This is a genomic window from Natronoglycomyces albus, assembly GCF_016925535.1.
Lineage (GTDB): Bacteria > Actinomycetota > Actinomycetes > Mycobacteriales > Micromonosporaceae > Natronoglycomyces > Natronoglycomyces albus.
In genome coordinates, this window is sequence record NZ_CP070496.1 from 3,774,427 (window position 1) to 3,796,207 (window position 21,781).

15 protein-coding genes and 1 CRISPR repeat array are annotated in these 21,781 nt (G+C 62.3%); of the genes, 11 read left to right on the top strand and 4 right to left on the bottom strand.

Features of this window, described 5'->3' with window-relative positions; genetic code table 11:
- Nucleotides 1-83 precede the first annotated feature (83 nt).
- The 5 genes from JQS30_RS16105 to JQS30_RS16125 all read left to right on the top strand — a co-directional run bounded on the left by JQS30_RS16105 (nt 84) and on the right by JQS30_RS16125 (nt 7,999).
- Nucleotides 84-3,425: a type 2 lanthipeptide synthetase LanM family protein gene (locus tag JQS30_RS16105; protein WP_213171255.1), complete on the top strand. Its 3,342-nt coding sequence runs from the start codon at nt 84-86 to the stop codon at nt 3,423-3,425.
- Nucleotides 3,422-3,916 carry a hypothetical protein gene (locus JQS30_RS16110; RefSeq protein ID WP_213171256.1) on the top strand — a complete coding sequence of 165 codons (495 nt, stop codon included), beginning with the start codon at nt 3,422-3,424 and terminating at the stop codon, nt 3,914-3,916. Before JQS30_RS16105 ends, JQS30_RS16110 begins: the two co-directional genes overlap by 4 nt.
- Entirely contained in the window at nt 3,916-6,069 is a 2,154-nt protein-coding gene (locus JQS30_RS16115) for a peptidase domain-containing ABC transporter (protein WP_213171257.1), read from the top strand. Before JQS30_RS16110 ends, JQS30_RS16115 begins: the two co-directional genes overlap by 1 nt.
- Before the next feature lie 135 nt (nt 6,070-6,204).
- A complete protein-coding gene (locus JQS30_RS16120) occupies nt 6,205-7,119 on the top strand; it encodes an ABC transporter ATP-binding protein (protein ID WP_213171258.1) in 915 nt (304 codons plus the stop codon).
- 1 nt (nt 7,120) lies between these two features.
- The gene (locus JQS30_RS16125) at nt 7,121-7,999 is read left to right on the top strand and encodes an ABC transporter permease subunit (RefSeq protein ID WP_213171259.1); all 879 of its coding nucleotides are present in this window, start codon (nt 7,121-7,123) and stop codon (nt 7,997-7,999) included.
- A 136-nt stretch (nt 8,000-8,135) separates the two neighbouring features.
- Here JQS30_RS16125 and JQS30_RS16130 read toward each other — a convergent pair whose 3' ends face one another.
- A complete protein-coding gene (locus JQS30_RS16130) occupies nt 8,136-9,353 on the bottom strand; it encodes a DUF2207 domain-containing protein (RefSeq protein WP_213171260.1) in 1,218 nt (405 codons plus the stop codon).
- Between the two features lie 309 nt (nt 9,354-9,662).
- Between JQS30_RS16130 and JQS30_RS16135 the strand changes: the two genes are divergently transcribed.
- Both JQS30_RS16135 and JQS30_RS16140 read left to right on the top strand, forming a co-directional pair.
- The gene (locus JQS30_RS16135; RefSeq protein WP_213171261.1) at nt 9,663-10,880 is read left to right on the top strand and encodes a hypothetical protein; all 1,218 of its coding nucleotides are present in this window, start codon (nt 9,663-9,665) and stop codon (nt 10,878-10,880) included.
- A gap of 298 nt (nt 10,881-11,178) precedes the next feature.
- The gene (locus tag JQS30_RS16140; protein ID WP_213171262.1) at nt 11,179-12,324 is read left to right on the top strand and encodes a hypothetical protein; all 1,146 of its coding nucleotides are present in this window, start codon (nt 11,179-11,181) and stop codon (nt 12,322-12,324) included.
- A gap of 256 nt (nt 12,325-12,580) precedes the next feature.
- Nucleotides 12,581-13,157: direct repeats of the CRISPR family, unit length 28 nt; unit sequence ATGCTCCCCGCGCACGCGGGGATGAACC.
- A 758-nt stretch (nt 13,158-13,915) separates the two neighbouring features.
- Here JQS30_RS16140 and JQS30_RS16145 read toward each other — a convergent pair.
- Both JQS30_RS16145 and JQS30_RS16150 read right to left on the bottom strand, forming a co-directional pair.
- Nucleotides 13,916-14,320: a hypothetical protein gene (locus JQS30_RS16145; protein ID WP_213171263.1), complete on the bottom strand. Its 405-nt coding sequence runs from the start codon at nt 14,318-14,320 to the stop codon at nt 13,916-13,918.
- Nucleotides 14,317-14,910 (bottom strand): hypothetical protein, encoded by a 594-nt coding sequence (locus tag JQS30_RS16150; RefSeq protein WP_213171264.1) that lies wholly within the window; start codon nt 14,908-14,910, stop codon nt 14,317-14,319. Before JQS30_RS16150 ends, JQS30_RS16145 begins: the two co-directional genes overlap by 4 nt.
- A gap of 781 nt (nt 14,911-15,691) precedes the next feature.
- On the opposite strand from JQS30_RS16150, the gene JQS30_RS16155 reads away from it, so the two are divergent.
- Nucleotides 15,692-17,185 (top strand): ABC transporter substrate-binding protein, encoded by a 1,494-nt coding sequence (locus JQS30_RS16155; protein WP_213171265.1) that lies wholly within the window; start codon nt 15,692-15,694, stop codon nt 17,183-17,185.
- A 93-nt stretch (nt 17,186-17,278) separates the two neighbouring features.
- Here JQS30_RS16155 and JQS30_RS16160 read toward each other — a convergent pair whose 3' ends face one another.
- The gene (locus JQS30_RS16160; RefSeq protein WP_213171266.1) at nt 17,279-18,358 is read right to left on the bottom strand and encodes a Glu/Leu/Phe/Val dehydrogenase dimerization domain-containing protein; all 1,080 of its coding nucleotides are present in this window, start codon (nt 18,356-18,358) and stop codon (nt 17,279-17,281) included.
- 497 nt (nt 18,359-18,855) lie between these two features.
- Here JQS30_RS16160 and JQS30_RS16165 point away from each other — a divergent pair, with 497 nt between their 5' ends.
- The 3 genes from JQS30_RS16165 (at nt 18,856) to JQS30_RS16175 (ending at nt 21,471) form a co-directional block, all read left to right on the top strand.
- Nucleotides 18,856-19,068 carry a BldC family transcriptional regulator gene (locus JQS30_RS16165; protein WP_213173106.1) on the top strand — a complete coding sequence of 71 codons (213 nt, stop codon included), beginning with the start codon at nt 18,856-18,858 and terminating at the stop codon, nt 19,066-19,068.
- A 766-nt stretch (nt 19,069-19,834) separates the two neighbouring features.
- On the top strand, nt 19,835-20,371 hold the full coding sequence (locus JQS30_RS16170) for a hypothetical protein (RefSeq protein WP_213171267.1): 537 nt from the start codon (nt 19,835-19,837) through the stop codon (nt 20,369-20,371).
- Entirely contained in the window at nt 20,368-21,471 is a 1,104-nt protein-coding gene (locus JQS30_RS16175) for a PrsW family intramembrane metalloprotease (RefSeq protein ID WP_213171268.1), read from the top strand. The genes JQS30_RS16170 and JQS30_RS16175 overlap by 4 nt, the downstream gene beginning before the upstream one ends.
- The last annotated feature ends 310 nt before the right edge of the window (nt 21,472-21,781 follow it).

Here is a 21,781-nt window from a genome sequence, read left to right on the forward strand (position 1 = left end):
GGTCTTTCGACCTTGCCGATCAGCCTACCGGCCACTTCATTCACCTTGAAGACTCTTACCAACCCCGTTCTAAGGAAACCACCATGTCCACTCCCCACCACGATTCGGGCCGGATCGCTTTTCCTTCGCCTGGACTGCCCTGGCAGCTGGCTCTGACCCTGAGCGAGCGAAAAGCCAACGGCCGCCCCACCGAAGTCGATGAGATTCGCGGAGAAAAACGCCTCGACATGTGGCGCGAGCTCAAATCCGTCGGCGCCGAGGCGAAACAGGCCGCCAACCCTCTGGCTCCTTTGGGCATGGGCTCAGAAGCAGAACTGCGCGAATACCTCGGGGAGACTCGGGAGTCCGTCATGGGACGCACTCTTGAGGAACCTCGCTGGTATCAACAATTCCGCCGGTGGTGGACCGATGGTGTGAACGTCGACCCCGACGACCGCGAGATCGTCGCCGACATCTCCATGCTCGAACTCGCGCGCCCCATCCTCGAAGGCGCGGTGAGAGAACTGCGTCAGCGCATCACCGACATGCTCGACAACGTGCCCGAAGCCGACCGGATTCTCAGCCGCCCCGACCACATGGTGCACCTCCTACTCGCGACCCTGCCCGGCGGCGAAATGCTCAGCCACATCGACCGCACCACCGTGCTCGAGCTCAACGTCGCCCGCGTCGAGGGCCGTCTTGACGGCCACAGCGCCGAGGATCGCTTCGCCGCGTTTGTCGACATGCTGCGTGACCTCGATGCCTCCTGGCAAATCTGGGACGAATACCCCGTGCTCGCCCGCCTCATCACCACCGAGCTTGACTTCTGGATCGAGGCCTGCGTCGAACTGACTCAAGCCCTCATCGATGATGTGAGCGGCCTGCGCGCCCGTGGAATGCTCTCCGAAGAGGTTGACGAACTCAAAGGCATCGAATTCGGCGCTGGCGACAAGCACCGGGAGGGTCGCTCCGTGGCGTTGTTGACCTTCGACCACGGAAAGCTCGCGTTCAAGCCACGACCGCTGCACATGGACACTGCTTTCGACGGCCTAGTTGCCTGGGTCAACGACCAAGACATCAAGCACTCCCTGCGCCGCTTCGGCGTCTGGGATAAGGGCGGCTACGGATGGTCGGAGTTCATCGAATCCGGGATTTCGATCGACGAGGAAGGCGCCGACCGTTACGCGTGGCGCCTCGGAGCGCTCACGTCGCTGCTGTACGTACTCCACGCCACCGACTTCCACTTCGAAAACGTTCTCGCCTCCGGAGAACACCCGGTCCTGGTCGATCTGGAGTCACTCCTCCACAGTGACAAGAGTTCCGCGGTCCTTTCCACCGCCGACACCAACTACGAGCCGGTTGCGCTCCAAGCTCTGATCAACTCCGTGCAGTCGATCGGGGTGATTCCCAGCCGCTTCCTCATGAAGGACGACGAGGGATTGTTCGGTCTCGACGTCAGCGCGCTTGGTGGCGGTGGCGGTCAAGTGACCCCCATGGCCATCCCCGTGTGGGAAGGCGAGGGCACCGACAACATGCGGCTGGTCAACAAACATATGGAGATGGACGACGAACTCAACCAGCCCATTGACGCGGATGGAAAGCCCTACGACCTGCTCGTACGAGTTGACCACTTCGCCGATGGCTTCAATGCTTGCTACCAGATCCTTCATGACGCCAAGGACGAGCTTCTGGCCCAAGGCGGCCCTCTGGCCGCATTCGCCGACACTGCCAGTCGGCTCATCGCCCGTCCCACGCACGTGTACGCCCGACTTCTACTCGAAAGCACCCACCCGGACTTCCTGCGCGACGGTCTCGACCGCGACCGCTCGCTGGCCCGGGTCCTCAGCGGACACCAACAGATGGAATGCCGCATCGCCATGCTGCGCAATGAGATTGCCGAGATGCACCGTGGCGACGTTCCGGTCTTCCACACCGAAGCCGACTCCGGGGCGATTCGGGCGGGAATGGACTCCCAACCCATCGGCTACGGCCCGGACGTGCCCTTCGCCGAAATCGAAGCCCGGGTGGCTGGGCTCGACGAAAATGACCGGGCCTTCCAAGAATGGGTGATCCGCTCTTCCGTGGCTGCCACCACCATGAGCGACGAAGGCGCAACCTGGCCCAACTGGAGCCGAAAGCGGTCGGAGCGCCGTTACAGCGCCCAGCAGGCAGCGGAGGCGGCCAAGGACATCGCCGACCGGCTCGACCATCTCGCGATCCGCCAAGGGGACCGCATCGGCTGGATCGGCCTGGGCCTCATAGAAGAGAAGTACTGGCAACTGCAAGCAGCCAGCCTCGACTCCTATATCGGGTATGCCGGGATCGCACACGCCATCGACGCCGTCAGCGCGGTCACCGACGACGAGCGACTAGCAAACCTTGCCCACCAGACATACCGAGAACTGACCGAGCACGTGTCACACTTCTCCACCGGGATGCTGGAGATCGCCCGGGAAAAGGAACGCCCCGAACCACCTGGAATTGGCGCATACACCGGCATCGGTGGAGCCATGTACGTGCTAGCACACGCGACCGCCCGCCACGGCAACCCCGAATACGCCCACGCCGCCGCGTCGCTGTTGCCAGTTATGGAGATGTACATCGACGACGACATCCTCATCGACGTCATCTCCGGGGCCGCAGGGGCTATCTTCTCCCTCCTGGCACTGGAGACGGTCACCAATGACGGAGCCGCCCTCCGCCTCGCCCAGCGCTGCGCCGACCGGCTCCTAGCCACCAAAAAGGAAATGGAATCCGGCTGGGGCTGGATCACCCCCATCAACCCCAATGTGCCCCTGGCCGGGTTCTCGCACGGCAACTCCGGCATCATCACCGCCTTTGCCCGGTTGCATGAAGTCGCGCCCAACCCCGCCTATGTCGAAGCGATCGAGCAAGCCCTCGCCTACGAGAAATCACTGTTCGACCCCCACACCGGCAACTGGCCTGATTTGCGCGAAGGCAACGTTGGCGCCTCGGCTGACATGCGAGCCTGGTGCCACGGTGCCCCCGGGGTCACCATCGCACGGGGCGAATTGCTGCGAACCGGCGTTGTCAGCCACCTCACCGAGGAGCTGGAACTCGACCGCCAGCGCGGCGTGCTCGCCTCCCTCGAAACTGGCCTCACTCAAGACCCGGTGTCCGGCATCGGTAACCACAGTCTCTGTCACGGAGACGTCGGTAACCTCCTCATCGCCTCCGACTACGTCAATCCGGAGTCAGAGCCCGAGGTTGCCGACCTACTCGGCCGGGTCTGGGACACGCTTATCGCCGACGGCAGCCAGAACGGGTGGCTAAGCGGTGTGCCACACGGAATCGAGACGCCCGGGCTCCTCACCGGAACCTCCGGAATCGCCTGGGGCCTGGCCCGTCTGGCACGGCCCGACCTGGTGCCAGACATCCTGCGGCTGGAAGCTCCTCGAACGCACGAACCCGAGGGCTCCGTATGAGCAGCGCCGATCGCCCCGAAATACTCCCCCAACAGGGTGTTTTCCGCGAGGAGTTCCTCGCCGCCTACTCTGAACGACCACGCGGCAGCGGCGAGATCTTCTTCGACCCCACCGAGATGAAACCGCGCTGGAAACACGGCGTCTGGGCATCGGTGGTGGTTGTGGCCCTGCTGGTGGCAGGTCTGATGTATCCGGTACAGGGCGGCACCGCGGCTGTGTTGGCGGGTGCGGACCACAACTCGGTGGTCTTGGCGATGGCCGATGACAATGTGCCCGAAGTTGGCAGCACCATCACCATCACGGTGGGCGATGTCGAAATCGAGGGGCGCGTCAGCGCCGAGCAGGAAGCCGAAGACCCGGCACCGCACATGCTGCTCGTCGACCTGGTGAGCTCCAGCCCGCTATCCGAAAGCGATGTCGGCACCCCGGCCACCATCCAACAGGGTGTGCGGCCCATCTTGATCGATATCATCACGAGAGGCGCACTGTGATGGCTACACGCATTCTCGGACGTCGCCGAGTCCCCGTCATGTTGCAGTCCACAGCAGTGGAGTGTGGTGCGGCGTGCCTGGCCATGGTGTTGAGTTACCACGGCCAGCACACTCCGATCGCCGAAATCCGTGACGAGATGTTCCTTGGCCGCGACGGAGCCACGGCGGGCGCGATCGCCCGTCAGGCCCGCGCCTATGGGCTCACCACGCAAGGTTTCCGGTCCGACCCCGCTTCGCTGACTGAGCTGACGTTCCCCATTATCGTCCACTGGGGAATGAATCACTTCGTTGTGGTGGAACGGATCGGCAAGGACTTCGTCGACATCGTCGATCCCGACGCGGGCCGACGCCACATCAGCAAGGAGGAGTTCTCCTCCCAGTTCACCGGCGTAGTCTTGCAACTGACACCCGGCGAAGGCTTCACCCAACGCAGTCGCATGGGAATCGGGCTGTGGAAGTTCGTCAAACCATTCATCCCCCGCTCCCCGAAAGTAATCTCCGCGGTCCTGTCGGCCTCGATGGTATTGACAGTCATGGGCCTGGTGCCAGCCTTGCTCATCGGTTATCTGCTCGACCAAGTACTTCCCACCTCGCAACTGGACCTCATCCACGTGCTCGCTGCGGGCTGCGCCGCATACGCCCTGGGTCATACCTTGGTCACTCTCGTACGCGCAGAGCTACTGCTGTGGTTCCAAGTGCGCATCGACTGGTCAATGATGAGCGCATTCCTGCGACATCTGATGTCCTTGCCGTACAAGTACTTCCAGATTCGCCAAGGCGGCGACCTGCTGGTGCGAGTCTCCTCCACCAGCTACATCCGCGACGTGGTGAGTTCACAGATGCTGGCCATCGTGATCGACGTCGGCCTGCTGTTCATCTACCTGATGGTGATCGGCATCCAGTCGTGGATCTACGTCATGGTCATTCTCGGAATCGCCCTACTCCAAATCGCGATCATGCTGGGCTCGGCCCGCCGAGCCCAGCGATTCACCGAACGGGAACTACGCGCCACCGGCGACGCGCAAAGCGTGCTGCTGGAGACCATCACCGCCGCAGAATCAGTCAAATCCGCCGGGGCCGAAAAGGCGGCCGTGGCACGTTGGTCGTCCAAGTATTCCCACCAGATCGACGCGTCGATTCACCGCCGCCGCCTCGACAACCTGCTCGACGCGATCCTCGGACTGCTAGCCGTCTCAACGCCGCTGTTGATGCTGCTCATGGGCAGCTACATGGTCATCGGCGGCCAAATCTCGGTGGGCACCATGTTCGCGCTCAACGCCCTGGCAGCCGCTGCACTGGCGCCCGTGACCCAACTGGGAGCGAGCATCAAGTCATTGCAGACGGTACGGGTTCACCTGGACCGGCTGCGCGACATCTTCAACGAAAAGCCCGAAGACACTGACCAAGGAGACCTGCCGGCAAGCTTGGAACGCGACATCACTCTCGAAGATGTCTCGTTCCGTTACTCCGGCGACGGACCGGCGATTCTCTCGGACATCAACGTCACCATTCAGCGGGGCCACATGGTCGCCATCGTGGGCCGCAGCGGCTCTGGAAAGAGCACCCTGTCCCGGCTCATGTTGGGCCTATACCACCCCAGCGCTGGCACGGTGTCCTTCTCCGGAGAGCCACTACACAACCTCGACCTCAGCAGCCTACGCAAACAATGCGGGGTCGTCACACAAGAAGGCAGCGTCTTTAGCGGTTCCATCCTCAATAACATCACTCTCGCCGCGCCCGAGGCTTCGCTACAAGATGTCATGGAGGCATCGCAACTCGCCGAGCTGCACACCGACATCACAAACATGACGATGGGATATGAGACGGTCCTCGGTGAAGGCGGCAGCGGCCTCTCCGGCGGGCAGCAACAACGGCTCGTGCTGGCGCGCGCGCTGGCTACAAGGCCCAAGCTGCTGTTGCTCGACGAGGCCACTAGTCATTTGGACGCTGCCACAGAGGCGGCGGTTCACCGCAACCTGGCGGACTTGGATTGCACGCGTATCGTCATCGCTCACCGGCTCAGCACGGTGCGCGACGCGGACGTGATCATCGTCCTCGACGAAGGTCGCATTGTGGAGACGGGGACGCACCAGGAACTTCTCTACAACAATTCCACCTACGCGCACCTAGTTTCCGAGCAGCTGACGGTATGACGTGTCCGCACGCAATAGCGCTCTGAGTGGCCTGGCGCACGGCCGGGAGTCATCCGAAAGGGGATTCCCGGCCGTGCGCGCAGCCGCGAACCCCCTAGAACTTCACCCACCGACTGACCAGCTTGAGGGATTACGTTGCCGAAGAGAACGGATACGACGCCCATTGCCGTCGACGGGCTGACGAAGAAATACGGATCGGTCACAGCTGTCGACCAGCTCTCGTTTACGGTTCGCCCGGGCCGGATCACCGGATTTCTCGGACCAAACGGAGCCGGAAAGACGACTACCCTTCGCATGACGCTGGGATTGGTGACGCCTTCGGCCGGGCGCGCGACCATTCACGGTCACATCTATCGCCAGCTGGCGAATCCAACGTCGGTTGTGGGCGCGGTACTCGACGACGTCGGAGCGCACGACAGTCGCTCGGGACGCCATCACTTGCGGCAGCTGTGCGCGGCCGCACGGATACCGGCCTCTCGAGTTGACGATGTCCTCGCGGAAGTGGACCTGACGCAGGCGGCCGACCGGGACTACGGCACCTATTCGCGGGGAATGCGGCAGCGACTGTCCCTAGCCCAGGCGCTACTTGGAGATCCGGAAGTCCTCATCATGGACGAACCCACCAACGGGCTCGATCCCAGCGGTATCCGCTGGATACTCGACGCGCTGCGCGAGTTTGCCGATCAGGGGCGGACCGTGTTGATCTCAACGCACGTGATCGCCGAAATTCAAAGCCTGCTAGAGGACGTCATCATTATCAACCGAGGCACTTTGGTCGCGCAGGGCACGGTCGCACAGGTGTGCGGCTCGGAATCTGGCACGGGGCAAGTCAGCGCCCACGCTTCGGACCCCGCAGGGCTACTGGCCGCCGCGAGAGCTAAGGGGTTGTCCGCGACCATGTCCGGAGGCGCGGTGCTGTTCTCCGATGGCGGCATCGAGCAGGTGAGCGCCCTGGCCGCCCAGGAGCGGATCACATTGCGCGAAGTCTCGTCTCTCCAGCACAGCCTGGAAGCCGCATTTCTCAACCTGACCCGCCAGGAGGGGAAATAGCATGAAGGGACTCATTCACTCTGAACTATTGAAGTTCTTCACCCTGCGCATGTGGTGGATTTCCGCTCTCGTCCTCGCTGGCTCGGCCGCGATCGCCTCGGCATGGCACGCGTGGCAGTTCACGATGTACACCGGGTCGTTCGAGCATTACATGAGCGCCTACACCATACCCATGGAGGATTTCTCCGCCGACACATTGGCGCAGCTTCGCGCCAATTACGAGTCCTTGGGGACCCCGGACAACCTGGGGGTCACCATGTACAACTCCGGCCAGTCGATCGCTCTGTTGGTGGTCGCACTGTTGGGGGTCCTCATTGTCACAGGCGAACACCAGTACCGGACCTTGACCTCAACGTTCCTTTTCGAGCCGCGCCGCGACCGCGTCATCGCCGCCAAGCTTGTCACGGTCGTCCTCATCGCTTCTGGCATGTGGTTGGTTACCAAGGTGATTAGCCTCGGCATTGGAGCGGTCGCGCTGTCCGCACAAGGGGTCGGTACTCAGCTGGACAACCCTTCGGTCGTTGGCGCGGTGATGCTGAATTTGCTCGCCTTTAACCTGTGGGCGATCTTTGGTTTCGCGCTTGGCGTCTTGGTGCAACGGCAGACTGCGGCCATCGTGACGCTGGCGATTGTGTACTTCCTGACTTCGGTCGTCGTATTGGTTGTATTCAATGTGCTGCATGACTTGGGCTACACCGGCCAGTGGGTTTCGAATCTCCCGGTGGTCTTTCCGGGGGTCGCCTCTGAGGTCATGGTCAAGCCCGTGGACTTGCGCCCGACGTTGCCCGACCAGTGGGTCGGCGGGGTGGTCTTGGGCGGATACGCGGTGGTAGCCGGAACGCTCGGCACGTTGCTACTGAAACGGCGTGATGTGGTGTAGCTATATGCCATGAGCGGAGTTACCGCGGGCTTATCTGATTGGCCACACGCTTCGCCATCGGACCGTCCTTAGCTGCGGTCGGGGGCCCAAGGGGTTGGTGGCTCCCGACCGTTTTAGTGCCCCGGAGGCCGGATGCCTAGCCTCCGCCGCCACCTCCCGCGCCACCGCCGCCTCCACCGCCGCCCCCGGCTCCGGCCCCGCCAGCGCCGCTGAGGTCCGCCCCTGCGGTGCCTCCAGCCACCGACACCGGAGCAGCCACCCAGCGAACGGAGGCCCGGCGCTGAGACAGGGTGGACCAGGCCGTCGCCGCGACTGTGAGGAACCCACCGGCGAGAGCCAGCCACCCCAGATGGGCCAGCAGCGCCCGAGTCTCCGGGGCCATCGCAAATGCCGAGGACGTTGGTTCCTCGGCCGGGCGCGGTGCGGGCACATTGACCACGCTCGACTCCTCCAGTGTGACCCAGGTGTTCAAGGCTCCACCGGGCTCGATTAGCCCGTGGGTGAACCGCACGCCCAGCCCGTCCTCGGGGTGCTCGAAGGTGATCTCGTCGCAGGGTTCGGAGTAGTTTCCTTGCCACGCACGGCATCCGGCTCGCATCGGCGGGTCGGCGAACGCACCCTTGGGCGGCTGTCCCGGAGTCCGCACGGTCACCGCCACGGATTGAATGTCGATGACCCAGCCGCGTCCAATGGCGTCGAAATTCAGCGACACGTCGTCTCCATCGTGGACGACAAGGCGCTCGTAGGTATAGGCGATCTCGAAACGGTGCCGACCAGTCAAGGTGGGTTCAGCCTCGAAGTCACCGACCTCGATATATGTTTCGGTGGAGCCGGGGCGGATGTCCACGGGCATCGGCTCCTCCAGCGAACGGGCACTCACATTGGTCAAACCAAGGTCGTGCCATCCTGCCTCACCAATGGCGCCGCTATGGGGCAGATGACGGCGCATCCCTTGCCCCGCAGCCTCGGCGTAGTCATAGGTGAAGGTCTCCACAATCCGCGCGGTACCGCTTTCGGTGACGGTGAGGTCAATGTCGACATGTTCCACTGACGTTGTCGGTTCGCCGAAGTGAGCCACCATCTGCGAAGCGAACCGAGTGAGGCTCACCGCTGCCGCCACCAGGGAGAAGATCACCAGGAGCACCAGGGCGGCCTTGACATAACCGGGATAGGGCGGGCTGGAGAAAGTGGCCCCGATTCGATGGCGCCAGGCAGCTGTCCGGGGCCGCGTCTGTCGCGGCGCTGTGGCCTCGCCGTGCCCCTGCGCGCGCTGATATCCGCCAGCGCTGGTCGGCGGGATGGAATTCGCCGTAGGGCGGCGACGAAAACCATCTCGATGCCTACGCTTTGCCATCCTTTACTTTATCTGAGGCGAACCAACGATCATCCATCCACAATCACGTGACCACACACTTGATACGCAACGAGACTCCTGAGTCGAATGTGGCGCTCTACTTTGCTGAGGCCGCTGAGGACGAGTGATCATTTGTTGGGCCGCGCACGTGATTTCATGCTGTCTGACCACGGTAAAGTCCTCTACTCAGGAGTATCGTTTGCCCCTTGACCGCAGCCTTTAGGATGTGAGGGGTCGGTTTTCCCCATACAACGTCAGTGCCCATCTTCGTTGTGCCTTCGCCATGTACCCCTGACCGATGGACCTCTAATGGCCAATAGTTTCGATAATTCACAACCAAAGCACTCGTTTCCTCCTCCAGTCAAACCCGAGGAGAAGGTAGAAGAAAAGTCGATTTTCGACTCATTCAAGAGCAAGGGGCGGGCCGCCAAGCTGGGTCTCGTCCTCGCGCTGTTGATTCCGCTGCTGGTCGCGGGAACGCCGCTGGCGTTGGGGTATTACAACAAGCGCGAGCCGGTGCGCGCCATGCAGGATTTCTTGGAGGCTTCCCGCACCGGTGACATCAGTACCGCAATGGAGTATGTCGCCTTTCCTCCCCGGGGGCAGAGCGCGAAGCTCCTGCACCCTGACGCTGTCAGCACCATGTGGGAGGTCGACGATGTCTCCTTGTTGTGGTTCTCTGACCGATCCGAGTTCACCGACGAGACGGCTAGCGCTCGCGTCGAGGTGACCATTATCGGCCCGCAAGAGACCGAGGTGACCTCAAAATTCATGATGGGGCAGCGACGGGGCGAACGGTGGTACATCCACCACGCGCTCAGCTCCGTGGAAACAAACTTGCAGACGTTGCCGTACGTGGAGGCGAACGGTCACCGGGCTGAGATCGGGCGCAGCCGTGGGGATTCGGATAACTTTTATGTCTTGCCGGGGGTATATGAGTTCTACAGCCAGGAGATGGAGGTCTTCGAATCGGGGATCGACACCAAGGTTGTCCTGGGTAGCCGCGTCTTCTCAGTGGGGGAAGAACAGATCGAGCTGTTCAACCGCGACAGACGCCAGACGGTGAGTTTGAACGACGACTTGCAATTGAAGTCCACAGTTGACGAGGTGGCCAATGCTCGGCTGCGGTCGCATCTGACACTGTGCGTGGATACGACCGATGGCCCGCGACAGGAAGGGTGTCCGTTCGGCACCACCCCCGATAATCTCCGGGCTGCGTTGAATAACTTCTCCTATCAGGATTTCAGCGACTTCCGGTGGAGCGTACTCGAAGAACCATCTGTTGAGGTTTCGATGGGTCGAAGCAACCAGCCACGGGGCGACCTAGCCATCGAATACGACCACGGGTTGGCCGAACTGATTGTCAACGCCGACGGGGTCGATTTGCGATTCACCTGCCAAATGCACCTGGACTATTTGTATTTCCATGTCAACGAAAACGCCGATATGGCGATTGGTTCCCTGGACGACTTTGAGGAGATGTCAGCTGACCGGTTTCCAGACTGGGACAACTGCGTCTTTGGTTAACTGCCTTCGGGCTCGATAGCCGAACTGATCAGTGAAGGGGGTTTCTGGCCCGCCACTAGAGGGTGGGGCCAGGAGCCCCCGTTTCGTCCACCGGTGACCCCGATCAGGCTGGATTCAGAGCGAAGAGCCAGCTAGATGGCCGATTGTTTGATAGTGAGGCCAGGTACACATGTGGTGCTCACGAACTGACAGATTCACTTTGCTGCGATAGGCTCCAGGGCCACCGCCGCTTTTGCGTTCCAAAACCATCTCGCCTGAGCGGCTTCCCACCTCCCCGACCGTTCACTATGGACCAGTTATGCCCAACTCCTCCCCCTCCCCCATGTCCCTTCACAGTCTCGATCGTCGCCTGATGCGGTATGTCTGCGCGGCAATCGCCGTCGCGTTGCTACTGACGTTGGGAGTCTTGACCACGATCAACGTCCATCACAAGAACGCTCCACTGCGGTCGGTCACCCAGTTCCTAGAGGCGGCCCAGACCGGTGACGTTGAGACGGCTTTGAACTTTGTCGCGTCGCGGCAACATCCCGGCGGCAACGCCCTCGTCCTGGCGGATGACGCAGATGGCCCCTTGTGGAGCATTGACGACGTTTCCTTTCACGTGCCGCCGCGCTCCGGAGACACCCACGTGCGCGTCTCGGCCAGCATTTCCACAGCGGACGGACTCACGGCGACTCATGTCTTCGACGTCGAACAGGAAGCCGGAGCATGGCGGATCTACCAGGCATTGACGCCGGTCACGATCGAGTCGGACTTTGCGACCTTCCTGCAGGTCAATGACCACACCGCCGAAGTGAGCACGGACCAAGCCAGGCCGATCTATCTGCTGCCTGGCGCCTACGTCTTCTATGATGACGAGCTCGAAGTGGTGAGCTTCCCATCGGAGCCGACTTTGTTTCTGGGCTCGCATATCGTTGGCACCCAGAGGGGTCCTACGGGGACGACGCCGACGCCTTTCCCGGTGTGGTCGCTCGCCCAGTTGCGGCACGACGCCAACGAGGATGTCAATTCCCAGCTGCGGGATTACTTGACCGCGTGTGAAGGTTCCAGCTCGACAGGGGTTATCGAGCCGGACTGTCCATTTGGTACGTCGCGCTCCGCAATCGCCGAGGTCATCGGCATGGAGGACAGTGACTCAGCCCTGTCGCATTTCCGCTGGCAGATCGAGGAATACCCGGCCGCCGAAGTAGAGCTATGGAATGAGCCGCACAGCACCACCTTCGAGGTCGCGTTTGCAACGCCTGGGTCGATCAAGCTTGAGGTCGAGGCAGGCGACGACACCCATGTTCTCCTTTGTTCGATGGAGCCGGAGCGACTATCGCCAATGTTCGAGGGCGATGGCACCCTCGCGTTTCAGCCCGCTGAGACCGCACCAGATCACACAGACGCACGCGGCGACTATCCACATAGTCTTGATATCAGCGAGTGCTCGCTGGCTTCCTAGGAACACCGATCATCAAGTACTCCCCGACCGACCGGGAGGCGGCCATTCCAGACTCGCAAAACCACCCAGGCACCAGGCCCCAGCGAATCGGCCAGCGGCCCTGTACCAATAATGGCAACGCTTGCCGCATGCTCTTCTGCGAAGCACATCGGGCCAGCCATCAGATCAACTCCACGGATGCGTTCGGCCCTCAACGGGCGCAAGCAAAGTGAATAAAAAACCAGCAATCGGCGTGCTACAGTGCAGGTCAAGAAGTATGCTCCCCGCGCACGCGGGGATGAACCCAACTGAGACCATCACAGACCGTGATAATTTGAATGCTCCCCGCGCACGCGGGGATGAACCCTAAAGGCGGCGACGAACCGCAGCGCCAAAGCAATGCTCCCCGCGCACGCGGGGATGAACCGTAGAGAACCAAACCCTCTAGTGAGGGATCAAAATGCTCCCCGCGCACGCGGGGATGAACCCATACGAACAGCCCCAATCATTCGGGTCGTTCTATGCTCCCCGCGCACGCGGGGATGAACCTTAACCGCATCAATAGCTACGTAGCCACCCGGGATGCTCCCCGCGCACGCGGGGATGAACCGCGCCAAACGAACCGAACGAGCCCAACAATGAGATGCTCCCCGCGCACGCGGGGATGAACCGTCGTTCGATACAAGTCTGGCAATGTTCATGGAATGCTCCCCGCGCACGCGGGGATGAACCCTACCGCAACATCGCAGGCCACCTCGCCGGTGAATGCTCCCCGCGCACGCGGGGATGAACCCGGTGGCTGGAGCGTCACAGCATCATCCGAACTATGCTCCCCGCGCACGCGGGGATGAGCCTCTGCCCCCGGCGCGGTATCCGTTATGTCTCCTTGGGCTCCTTTCACGCACCCCGCGTGGACCATTTTTCCTGTGCGGGTTTGGATTTGTGGTGGTTATTCCGGGCCGGATGCGGGTTGCCGCTGGCATCTGCTGGTGATGTGTCCCTTGGCGGCAGCGGTGCGCGGTCGCTGCCACCTGGGACGTGCGGTTGAGGATGTCAATGGGGCCGGGTGTGCTTCGGTGGGGTCTCCACTCGGTGTGCACACGTTGGCGGTGGTGATGTCCTCGTAACCGGCATGGGCCCGGGATTCTGTTGTGAGCTAGTTGTTATGTGGTTATCCCGCTGGTCTGAAAGATGGCTGCCGTGGCCTCGTCCAAACGGGTGTTGCTTGGCCGCCTGGTAGTAGCGACGGTGGTCGCGTTTGCGGCAAGGTCACCATCTGGATGACGCCTACAGTGCACTATCTGAGCCCCGAACACAGGCGGTGACTTCATCGAGGTTGACGATGGAGCTGTCTGTGTATGGACTAAGACTTTTCAGCCTTTGGGGTTCGGTGCCGTTACGTTGGGGTCATTCTTGTCCGACAGTTAGCTTGACTGTCAGGGCCACCCCAACCACAGCGATTTACGAACACTTCCAGCACGTGTGTTCGTGTTGCTCACCTGGCCGGTGAGCTGCGATAGGTCTTTGGTATCGACAGGGCGGACGGTCTTTGGTGTCCAGACACCGCCACCCGATCAGGTCAGGTCAGGTCAGGTCAGGTCAGGTCACTTGGTTACTCGGATTCAGGTTTGTGGTGTGTACACAGGTCCGGATGTGCGGCCGCGTAGGTGGTGAAGTTCTCCGCGAAACGTTTCAACCCATAGGCGGCTTGGCCGAAGACCAGGGTCTTAATCCACCAAGCGCCCGATGGCAGCAGGTAGGCGCGCACGATCGGGTCGCCTTCCCTGGATTCTTCCCGATGCACCGCGATCGAGTCGCCCATCCAGGAGCCATACAGGTAGTAGTAATACCCATCGGAGAGGAACCGGCCATAGAACTTGCCCGGCTCCAGGCGTGCGCCCAACAGATCGAGCTTGGAAAGCCTGCTCGTGACATTGGCCGGGGCCGGTTGCCCGTTGGCGCTACGCATCTGCGGAATCGCGCCCTTACGGTATGGCTGCGGGTTGGATGCGCTCATGATGCCGCCCCTAGGATCGCCTCAGCCGACTCGGCGATCACGCGGTCGAGCAACGCCTCACGCCACTGCTCAGTACGAGCCGTAAACGGTGACTCCCACGCAATATCAGCGATCCGACCCCGCGCCAGACTGATCGTAGCCACCGGAATCACCAAAGACACCCCTTGCAAACTCAGCGCCAGAGCCGCCCCCTTATCCGGATGCGGAGAGACCATATAAACGCCAGAGTCGAAACCAAACTCCACCACCTGCGCCCCAGTGGTCTTGATCAAAGCCACATCCCTAGACCCGATTGATGAAGCCTGAGACGATGCGGCCGCACCGGTGGTCGTCACCGATGCCGAACCCGTAGCCTTACTGGCCGCGACCTGAACCGAGTTCATCGCCGCATCCCGGTGCGTACCAGTCGAACCGGTCGCGCCCATGGAGTTCGCCTGCCCGGCGGCGGCGGTATCGATGGCGTCGATGCTCGAACCGAGCTCGACGCCGGATTGCGCGGTGGTCGACTCGGGCGAGGAACCACACTGCGGGCCGGTCTCACCGGTTGCCTCGGGTGTTTGGGTGCTGGTCGAATAGATGGGAGTACTCATGCCGCACCACCTACAGGCAGCACCGATACCCGCATCTGCCTGGGCAAATGCGGGTCAAAAAGGTGCGAATATATGGGTGTTGAGTACTCGTTTTTGGGTGCACGGAAGCGTATGGTGGTTCGTAGCATTACGAACTCCGTTTCTTGATGCTGTGAGGGTGGTCCGCGGAAGCTTGTTTAGTCGACAGAGTCCGTCGGACCACCCGATTCCATATTTAGTTTTCGCCCACTCATTGGAGTGGGGGTTTTTCTGTGCCCTTAACCGTACGGCCCACAGGGCCACACTCGTGGTATTGACATTCCGTCGCTCGTGTCGCTTTCGCGACAGAATCAACGAGAACCCCAGCGGCTACCGTGGCGGCCACACAGAACCCGGTGGCGGCGCTCCTCCCCAGAAGCGAACCGGCGTTAGGCGTTGCGGCACAGGCACACCCGTGCCACCACATCCAACCCAGTGACAACAGCCCGTCACATCGGATAGCACGAAACTATCCCGGATGAAAACACAGAAGTCAACCACCACAACCCATCCCGCCCGGCGTGTCGCCCCAAACTAACCAGACCCCACGCCTGAGACGAGACACAGAACACACACCCAGCGCACCTGGTAGCGTTTGGCCCTAGCCTTCGCAACGCTCCGGTCTCATAGGGACAAGACACGCTCGCATACTCTGGTGGTGGCTCCACAGCGTCACGCGCGAAATCTGCGCCGCTGTCGGCCACGGCACCCCATCTAGCACCGCCCCAAGACTGCGAGGGACCAGGTTGTGAGGAACCGAGCAATGAACGATCACGCCCCAGCATGGAGAACCGCCCCGTTCGCACGACGCCTCGGCGTAGCCGCCAGCGCCGCCCTCCTGGCGGTGTCCTCCACTGCTTGCACCAGCGAAAATGATGGTCGTCAGCTGCGTGTGCTCATGGCTGATCCGCCTGAGGCGGCTCTGTCTCCGCATTCCAACGACGCCTATTTGCTCTCCCGTTGGTCGGTCTCGGAAACCTTGGTCACTTTGGACGAAGATGGGGAGCTATCCGCTTCGCTGGCCACTGGATGGTCGATGGTGGACGACAATAGGTGGGAAATTGAGCTACGCGAAGGCGTGCGCTTCCACGACGGGACCACTATGGACGCGGCCGCTGTGGAGAACGCGCTGAATGCCGCCGCTGAGTCTGCCACGAAACCACGGGTGCTGGAGGGCATCGAGCTAACGGCTGAGGCTACTGGTGACCACACGCTCCTCGTCTCGACGGCTTCGCCCGATGCGACGTTGCTCCAGCGTTTGGCTTCGCCGCAGTTGGCGATTCTTGCTACCTCGGCCTATCGTTCTGGGGATGTCGATCCGGTCGGGGCGGCCACCGGGCCGTTTCGTATCAGTGAGTCCACCAACGGTGGGGCGCAAATGAAGCGGTTTGACGACTATTGGGGTGCCGCGCCCGCGTTGACTCGCTTCCGCGCCGAGTACGTGGCCGACCCGCATAAGCGGGCTATGGCGTTGCGCGGCAACTCGGCCGATATCGCCGAGAACATCCCGGCTAGCGAGCTGGTCCATCTGCATGCGGGGCAAGTTCAGGACTCCCCTACCTCACGCAGTGTCTTGATGTATTTGAACACCGATACCGGGCCGTTTGCCGATGAGGGATTGCGAGCCGCGGCCCGGGAGGCGATTGAGCCGGAGTCGCTAATCGACGGCCTATATGCGGGCCATGCCGATGAGCCCATTGGGTTGTTTGGCCCCTCGGTGCCGTGGAGGAGCGATGTCGCTGCTGAGTTTGGTGAGGCCGGGCCGGTTGATTCTGACCGCATTGACCTCGTTACCTATTCCAACACCCCTCAGCTGGCCGAAGTGATGGCTTTGGTGAGTTCGCAACTGGAGGATGCCGGATTCGAGGTGACGACAACCGTGCGTGAGTATTCGCAGGTTGAAGGCGATGTCCTTGGTGGACATTTCGACGCTTTCATTTTGTCGCGTTCCACTGTGCTCGATTCGGGTGACCCGTATTCGTTCTTGGAGAGCGACTTCAGTTGCAACGGCGTGTTCAACATTTCGCAGTGGTGCACACGCGGCGTAGACACTCAGATCGCCACCATGGCCGCCGCGACACCGGGAGATGAACGAATCAGCCAGATCGCGCAAGTGGAGGCGGAAATTTTGGGTTCGGTTGCCGCCATTGTGCTTTTGCACGAGCGCCTCATCACCGGAGTCGGGCCCGGGGTGGAGAACGTGGCTCAAGACCCCAGGGAGTTCACGCTTATTACTCCGGAGACCACAAAGCGTTGATCAGCGCGGCTCAATTCAAGAAGGCGGCCCCGCGCCATTGCGAGGCCGCCTTCTCAGTGTGTCACTAAACGTGGTTGTCCGTACCAACCCGGGCTAGAACAGGCGCAGTGCCTGCAACTTGCCCACGGCTGAGATGCGCTCTTCGGCCAGCTGGTCGGCGGCCTGTCCGGGCGGGATGCCGTCGGCGGCCGAGCGGGCCAGGATCTCCAGCGTCGTGGTGAAAATGTTCTCGGTGCGGCGCTTGGCGCGCTCGAAGTTGAACGGCCCGGCGAACTCGTCGGCCACCTGCACCACTCCCCCGGAGTTGGCCAGATAGTCGGGGGCATAGAGGATGCCTCGGTCGGCTAGGAGCTTGTCGATTCCGGGGCGGGCCAGCTGGTTGTTTGCCGCTCCACACACGATCTCGACGTTCATGGTGCTCACCGACTCGTCGGAGAGCGCTCCACCCATCGCGCACGGCGCGTACACGTGCAGCTGGTGCTCTAGCAGTTCCTCGGTGGAGCCGACGAACTTGGCCAGCGGGTAGTTCTCGGTCAACCACTTCTGGGCCACGGAGTTGACGTCCGTGGCGATGACGCGGGCCCCGGCCTCGGTCAGGTGGCCCACTAGGTGGCGGCCGACCTTGCCCACTCCGGCGACGCCGACGGTCTTGCCCGCCAAGTCGGCCGAACCCCAGCGGTGCTGGGCGGAGGCGCGCATCGCCTGGAAGACGCCGAAGGCGGTCAACACCGAGGAGTCCCCCGCGCCGCCGTGGTCGGGGCTGCGACCGGTGCAAAAGCGCGTCTCGCGGGCGATGTGGTCCATGTCCTGCACGTACGTTCCGACATCACACGCGGTGATGTAGCGGCCGCCCAGCGACTCCACGAAGCGGCCATAGGCGCGCAGCATCGCCTCGTTCTTGTCCTTGCTCGGGTCTCCCCAGATGACAGCCTTGCCGCCCCCGTGGTCCAGACCGGCCAGCGCGTTCTTGTACGCCATGCCCTTGGACAGGTCGAGGACGTCGTTTAGCGCCCCGGCTTCGCTGGCGTAAGGGTAGAAGCGGGTGCCGCCGAGCGCGGGCCCCAGCGCGGAGGAATAGATGGCGATGATGGCTTTAAGCCCCGTGGACGGATCGTGACAGAAGACCACTTGTTCGTGCCCGGCCAACTCGACCGGAGCTTCGAATACGCTCATGGCATGTGCTCCTTTGCAATACATGCGTCGGGCCAGGTGATGGCCGCGATTAAGTAATGGTGGCGTCCACGGATTAGGCTTGGGTGTGCCGCTCGGAAGGACGTTGGCAGGTCGTGCCAGTATCTTCCAGTCTATTGCCTTTGGTGGGCGCGATGGCAGTGGTGTGGTTGTCGAAAGTCACGCTTTGCGACGTGTGTGCCACTCGATGACGGTTGGGTCGCGCCCGTGGGGCTGACTGGCCGGCCGGTTGGCGATGCTGACCGTTCGGATGAGGTATCGCAAAAGTGCGAATCCGGACGCGCCACGGGAGCCACAAGCCCAGTAGCTGCGGGTTCTACTGTGGCCTGTGCGAAGGGCTTAACTCACATGACACGGAAGTTTGATACAAAACTGTCCGTTTGGCCTATATGGGATAACTCCGACAGCACGGACGATTGATCTGAATCGAATACCTGGCAACAGGATTCGTAAGTCTGTGGAGGAGACGAGACATGACGATGCATGCAAATGCCACTGAAGAGGATGTGCTGCTTACCCCCTCAGAGGTGGCCGCCATGTTCCGAGTTGACCCGAAGACGGTGACCCGCTGGGCAAAGGCCGGAAAGCTATCGGCCATTCGCACCCTGGGCGGACACCGCCGTTACAAAGAGTCCGAGGTACGTGAGCTTCTGGGCGGATTCATTCCCGCTCCTCGCGAAGCGGCTGAATAGGCCACGCAGTAAAAGGACGTGCTCTCCCGACGCACGTTCGGGTTCGCTTCCGCATCCGGTGCCGCCAGGCCCGGAGACGCTTGCCCCACCCACTACTGCACAACCTATCCAGCCGGTCCACCCTGACGGCTGGCAGCGGACTCGCCAACGACATAACTGAATCGACACCAACGAGCGCTTCACGGTTACCGCCCTCTACCAAGGGATGGGGCCGAGGCGGCACCGGGCGCGGCGAAGGCCTATCAACCCTCGCCGATACCCTCGCCCGCGACCTCGTATTCGCAACAGGGAACCTGCGGCGAACCCGGACCAGACATATCACGCAACGGTGACCAAAGGTGATAGTCGGCAAGACCCGGGGAAACCGCACGAGAGAACGCTAGTCATTCGCACGACATCACCACGTGCGCATCCGGACCCCGGACAGGACGGATTCGCGAACGTGACGACGTTGACCGGCGTTCGACCATCTGAAGCGACCCGCCGCCACCAACGGCGACCTCGACAAACACGAGGCGGTGGCGCAAACCAACTTTATAGGTGCGGCTCCTTTGGAGTAGGAACCGCAGCCCGACGGGCGCAGCATTGGATGCTGCGCCCGTGAGGTTTTCCAGGCCCCACACCGCCCCCACCAGCCACAATCGGCCGTCCTCAATGCACTGCGCGCTCGCCGAAGCAGTGTGCGAAAGTGTTGCTGCGCCATCGCCGATTGTGTGCGAAGGTGTTACTAGGCTTGAGCCGATCAAGGTCGGGGAAGAGGCACTCAATGCGCAGATGGTGGGGGCAACTGGCAGCCAGCAGCGCCATCGTCGCACTGACGGTCGCGCTGGCGATGGGCGTGCCGCTACTCAACAAGGCCATCAGTAGCGAAGTAGACGTCACTGGTGAATCGTTTCGGCTCAGCCCCGGCGTGACGGTGACGGCTCCCCCCGGAACCGAGATGCGGCCCGGGTTCCACCAACCTCAGCAGGGTCGGGCCGAGTTCTCCATCAACTCCGCCACGGTCGCCGTGGAGGCGCAGGCCCCATACCATTTCAGCGCCGACTATCTCATCGATGAGATGGAGCGACTTATCGCCGCTCAGCCGGGTGTCCACATGGCCGAAGACCGCGCCTGTCAGGCGGGTCAGATTGTCGGGGCGGGCCGGTCGTTTTTGACCGCTTCGGGTTCGGGTTTCCTGTGCGCGTTCGTCTATGACGGTGTGCGCGTCGAAGTGACGGCCTCCGGCACCGCCTTGGATTCGGAGACAGTGGAGGCTATCGAGCGGCTGATCGACAGTCTGGACTTCGGAGGGGCCGCATGACCACCACCCAAGTTCGGCCATCGCTGTGGGCGGAGGACACGCAGCGGGATCGTTGGCGGCTGTTTCGTTCGCCCCCAGTGTGGGCGGCGAGCTTCTTGATCGTGGCCGCGTCGGTCTTGTTGTTGCATCACACGGTGCCGGTGGCGGTGGCCTATCCGCGTGCGGCGGCGACGGCCGCGGGATTGTTCGCGCTGTTCGCGATCCCGTTTATCGCCCTGTATCGGCGGATGGCGTGGTTGCAGTCGATGCCAGCTGGCCTGCACGTGGTGGCGTTCCTGTGGGGCGGCACGGTCGCGGTGATGACGTCGATTTTCGCGGTGGGCGCGGTGCGCGGGTTGCTGGCCACGGCGGTGAGCCCCCTCTGGGCCGAGACGTGGTCGCCGGTGTTGGGCGCGCCGATTGTCGAGGAGCTGATTAAGGCCGTCGGGGTGGTCATGGTGGCGCTTTTGGCGCCGTGGCGGCTGCGTAGCGTCTTGGACGGGATCTTTTGCGGGGTGTTCGTCGGGGTCGGTTTTCAGGTGATCGAGGGTTACGCTTTCGCGCTGTCGGCCACGATGATGCAGCGCACCGGCGACGTGACCGAACCGGCCATGTCGACGTTCATTGTGCGCGGGATTCTGGCTGGGCTGTGGTCTCACGCGGTATTGACCGCGATAGTCGGGGCCGGGATCGCCTATGTGATTGTGCGGCGCACTAAACCGCTGTCGCACCGGCTAGGTTTGGCGTTCCTAGCGTTCGCGGCAGCGGTGGGCTTCCATGCACTGTGGAATTCGCCGTTGCTGCGCGACGGCTTCGGGCTGGGTACTCCGGGGATTTTCATCGGGGTGTTGGTTAAGGGCCTACCGGCGGTGGTGTTGGCCGCGTGGTTGCTGCGGCGGTTCTTCCTCCAGGAGGTGCAGCGACGGCGCGAATTGCTACGCGACTTTGGCGTGGAGGGCGTCGCGCCCCAGGAAGCCGAGACATTGTTGTCGTGGAAGGCGCGGGAGGCGGCGGTCGTGGCCGAACGGAAACGCTCGGGGCGCAAGGCCGCGGCGCGACTGCGGCGACGGCACCGGCGTCAGCTGCGGGACTTGGAAGCGCTGCACGAACAACATGGCTGATGGCTTGCCGCTGCGGCGGTGTCTTTGGGGTGGTGCTTGGGGTGGTGCTTGGGGTGGTGCTTGGGGTGGTGCTCGGGGTGGTGCTTGCGGTGGCGCGAAACATCGTGGGGCTGGGTGGAAGCGCGACCGCCTAGCGTGTTTATCCGGCTGGGTCGAGTTTCGGGCAGTCGGGCAGTCGGGCAGTCGGGCAGTCGGGCAGTCGGGCAGTCGGGCAGTCAGGCAGTCAGGCAGTCAGGCAGTCAGGCAGTCAGGCAGTCAGGCAGTCAGGCAGTCAGGCAGTCAGGCAGTCAGGCAGTCGAAGAGTTATCCA

Bases quoted from the DNA above. Each gene is read 5' to 3' on its own strand.
- JQS30_RS16105 (WP_213171255.1), top strand. From the start codon at position 84: ATGTCCACTCCCCACCACGATTCGGGCCGGATCGCTTTTCCTTCGCCT.
- JQS30_RS16110 (WP_213171256.1), top strand. From the start codon at position 3,422: ATGAGCAGCGCCGATCGCCCCGAAATACTCCCCCAACAGGGTGTTTTC.
- JQS30_RS16115 (WP_213171257.1), top strand. From the start codon at position 3,916: ATGGCTACACGCATTCTCGGACGTCGCCGAGTCCCCGTCATGTTGCAG.
- JQS30_RS16125 (WP_213171259.1), top strand. From the start codon at position 7,121: ATGAAGGGACTCATTCACTCTGAACTATTGAAGTTCTTCACCCTGCGC.
- JQS30_RS16130 (WP_213171260.1), bottom strand. From the start codon at position 9,353: ATGGCAAAGCGTAGGCATCGAGATGGTTTTCGTCGCCGCCCTACGGCG.
- JQS30_RS16135 (WP_213171261.1), top strand. From the start codon at position 9,663: ATGGCCAATAGTTTCGATAATTCACAACCAAAGCACTCGTTTCCTCCT.
- JQS30_RS16140 (WP_213171262.1), top strand. From the start codon at position 11,179: ATGCCCAACTCCTCCCCCTCCCCCATGTCCCTTCACAGTCTCGATCGT.
- JQS30_RS16145 (WP_213171263.1), bottom strand. From the start codon at position 14,320: ATGAGCGCATCCAACCCGCAGCCATACCGTAAGGGCGCGATTCCGCAG.
- JQS30_RS16150 (WP_213171264.1), bottom strand. From the start codon at position 14,910: ATGAGTACTCCCATCTATTCGACCAGCACCCAAACACCCGAGGCAACC.
- JQS30_RS16155 (WP_213171265.1), top strand. From the start codon at position 15,692: ATGAACGATCACGCCCCAGCATGGAGAACCGCCCCGTTCGCACGACGC.
- JQS30_RS16160 (WP_213171266.1), bottom strand. From the start codon at position 18,358: ATGAGCGTATTCGAAGCTCCGGTCGAGTTGGCCGGGCACGAACAAGTG.
- JQS30_RS16165 (WP_213173106.1), top strand. From the start codon at position 18,856: ATGCATGCAAATGCCACTGAAGAGGATGTGCTGCTTACCCCCTCAGAG.
- JQS30_RS16170 (WP_213171267.1), top strand. From the start codon at position 19,835: ATGCGCAGATGGTGGGGGCAACTGGCAGCCAGCAGCGCCATCGTCGCA.
- JQS30_RS16175 (WP_213171268.1), top strand. From the start codon at position 20,368: ATGACCACCACCCAAGTTCGGCCATCGCTGTGGGCGGAGGACACGCAG.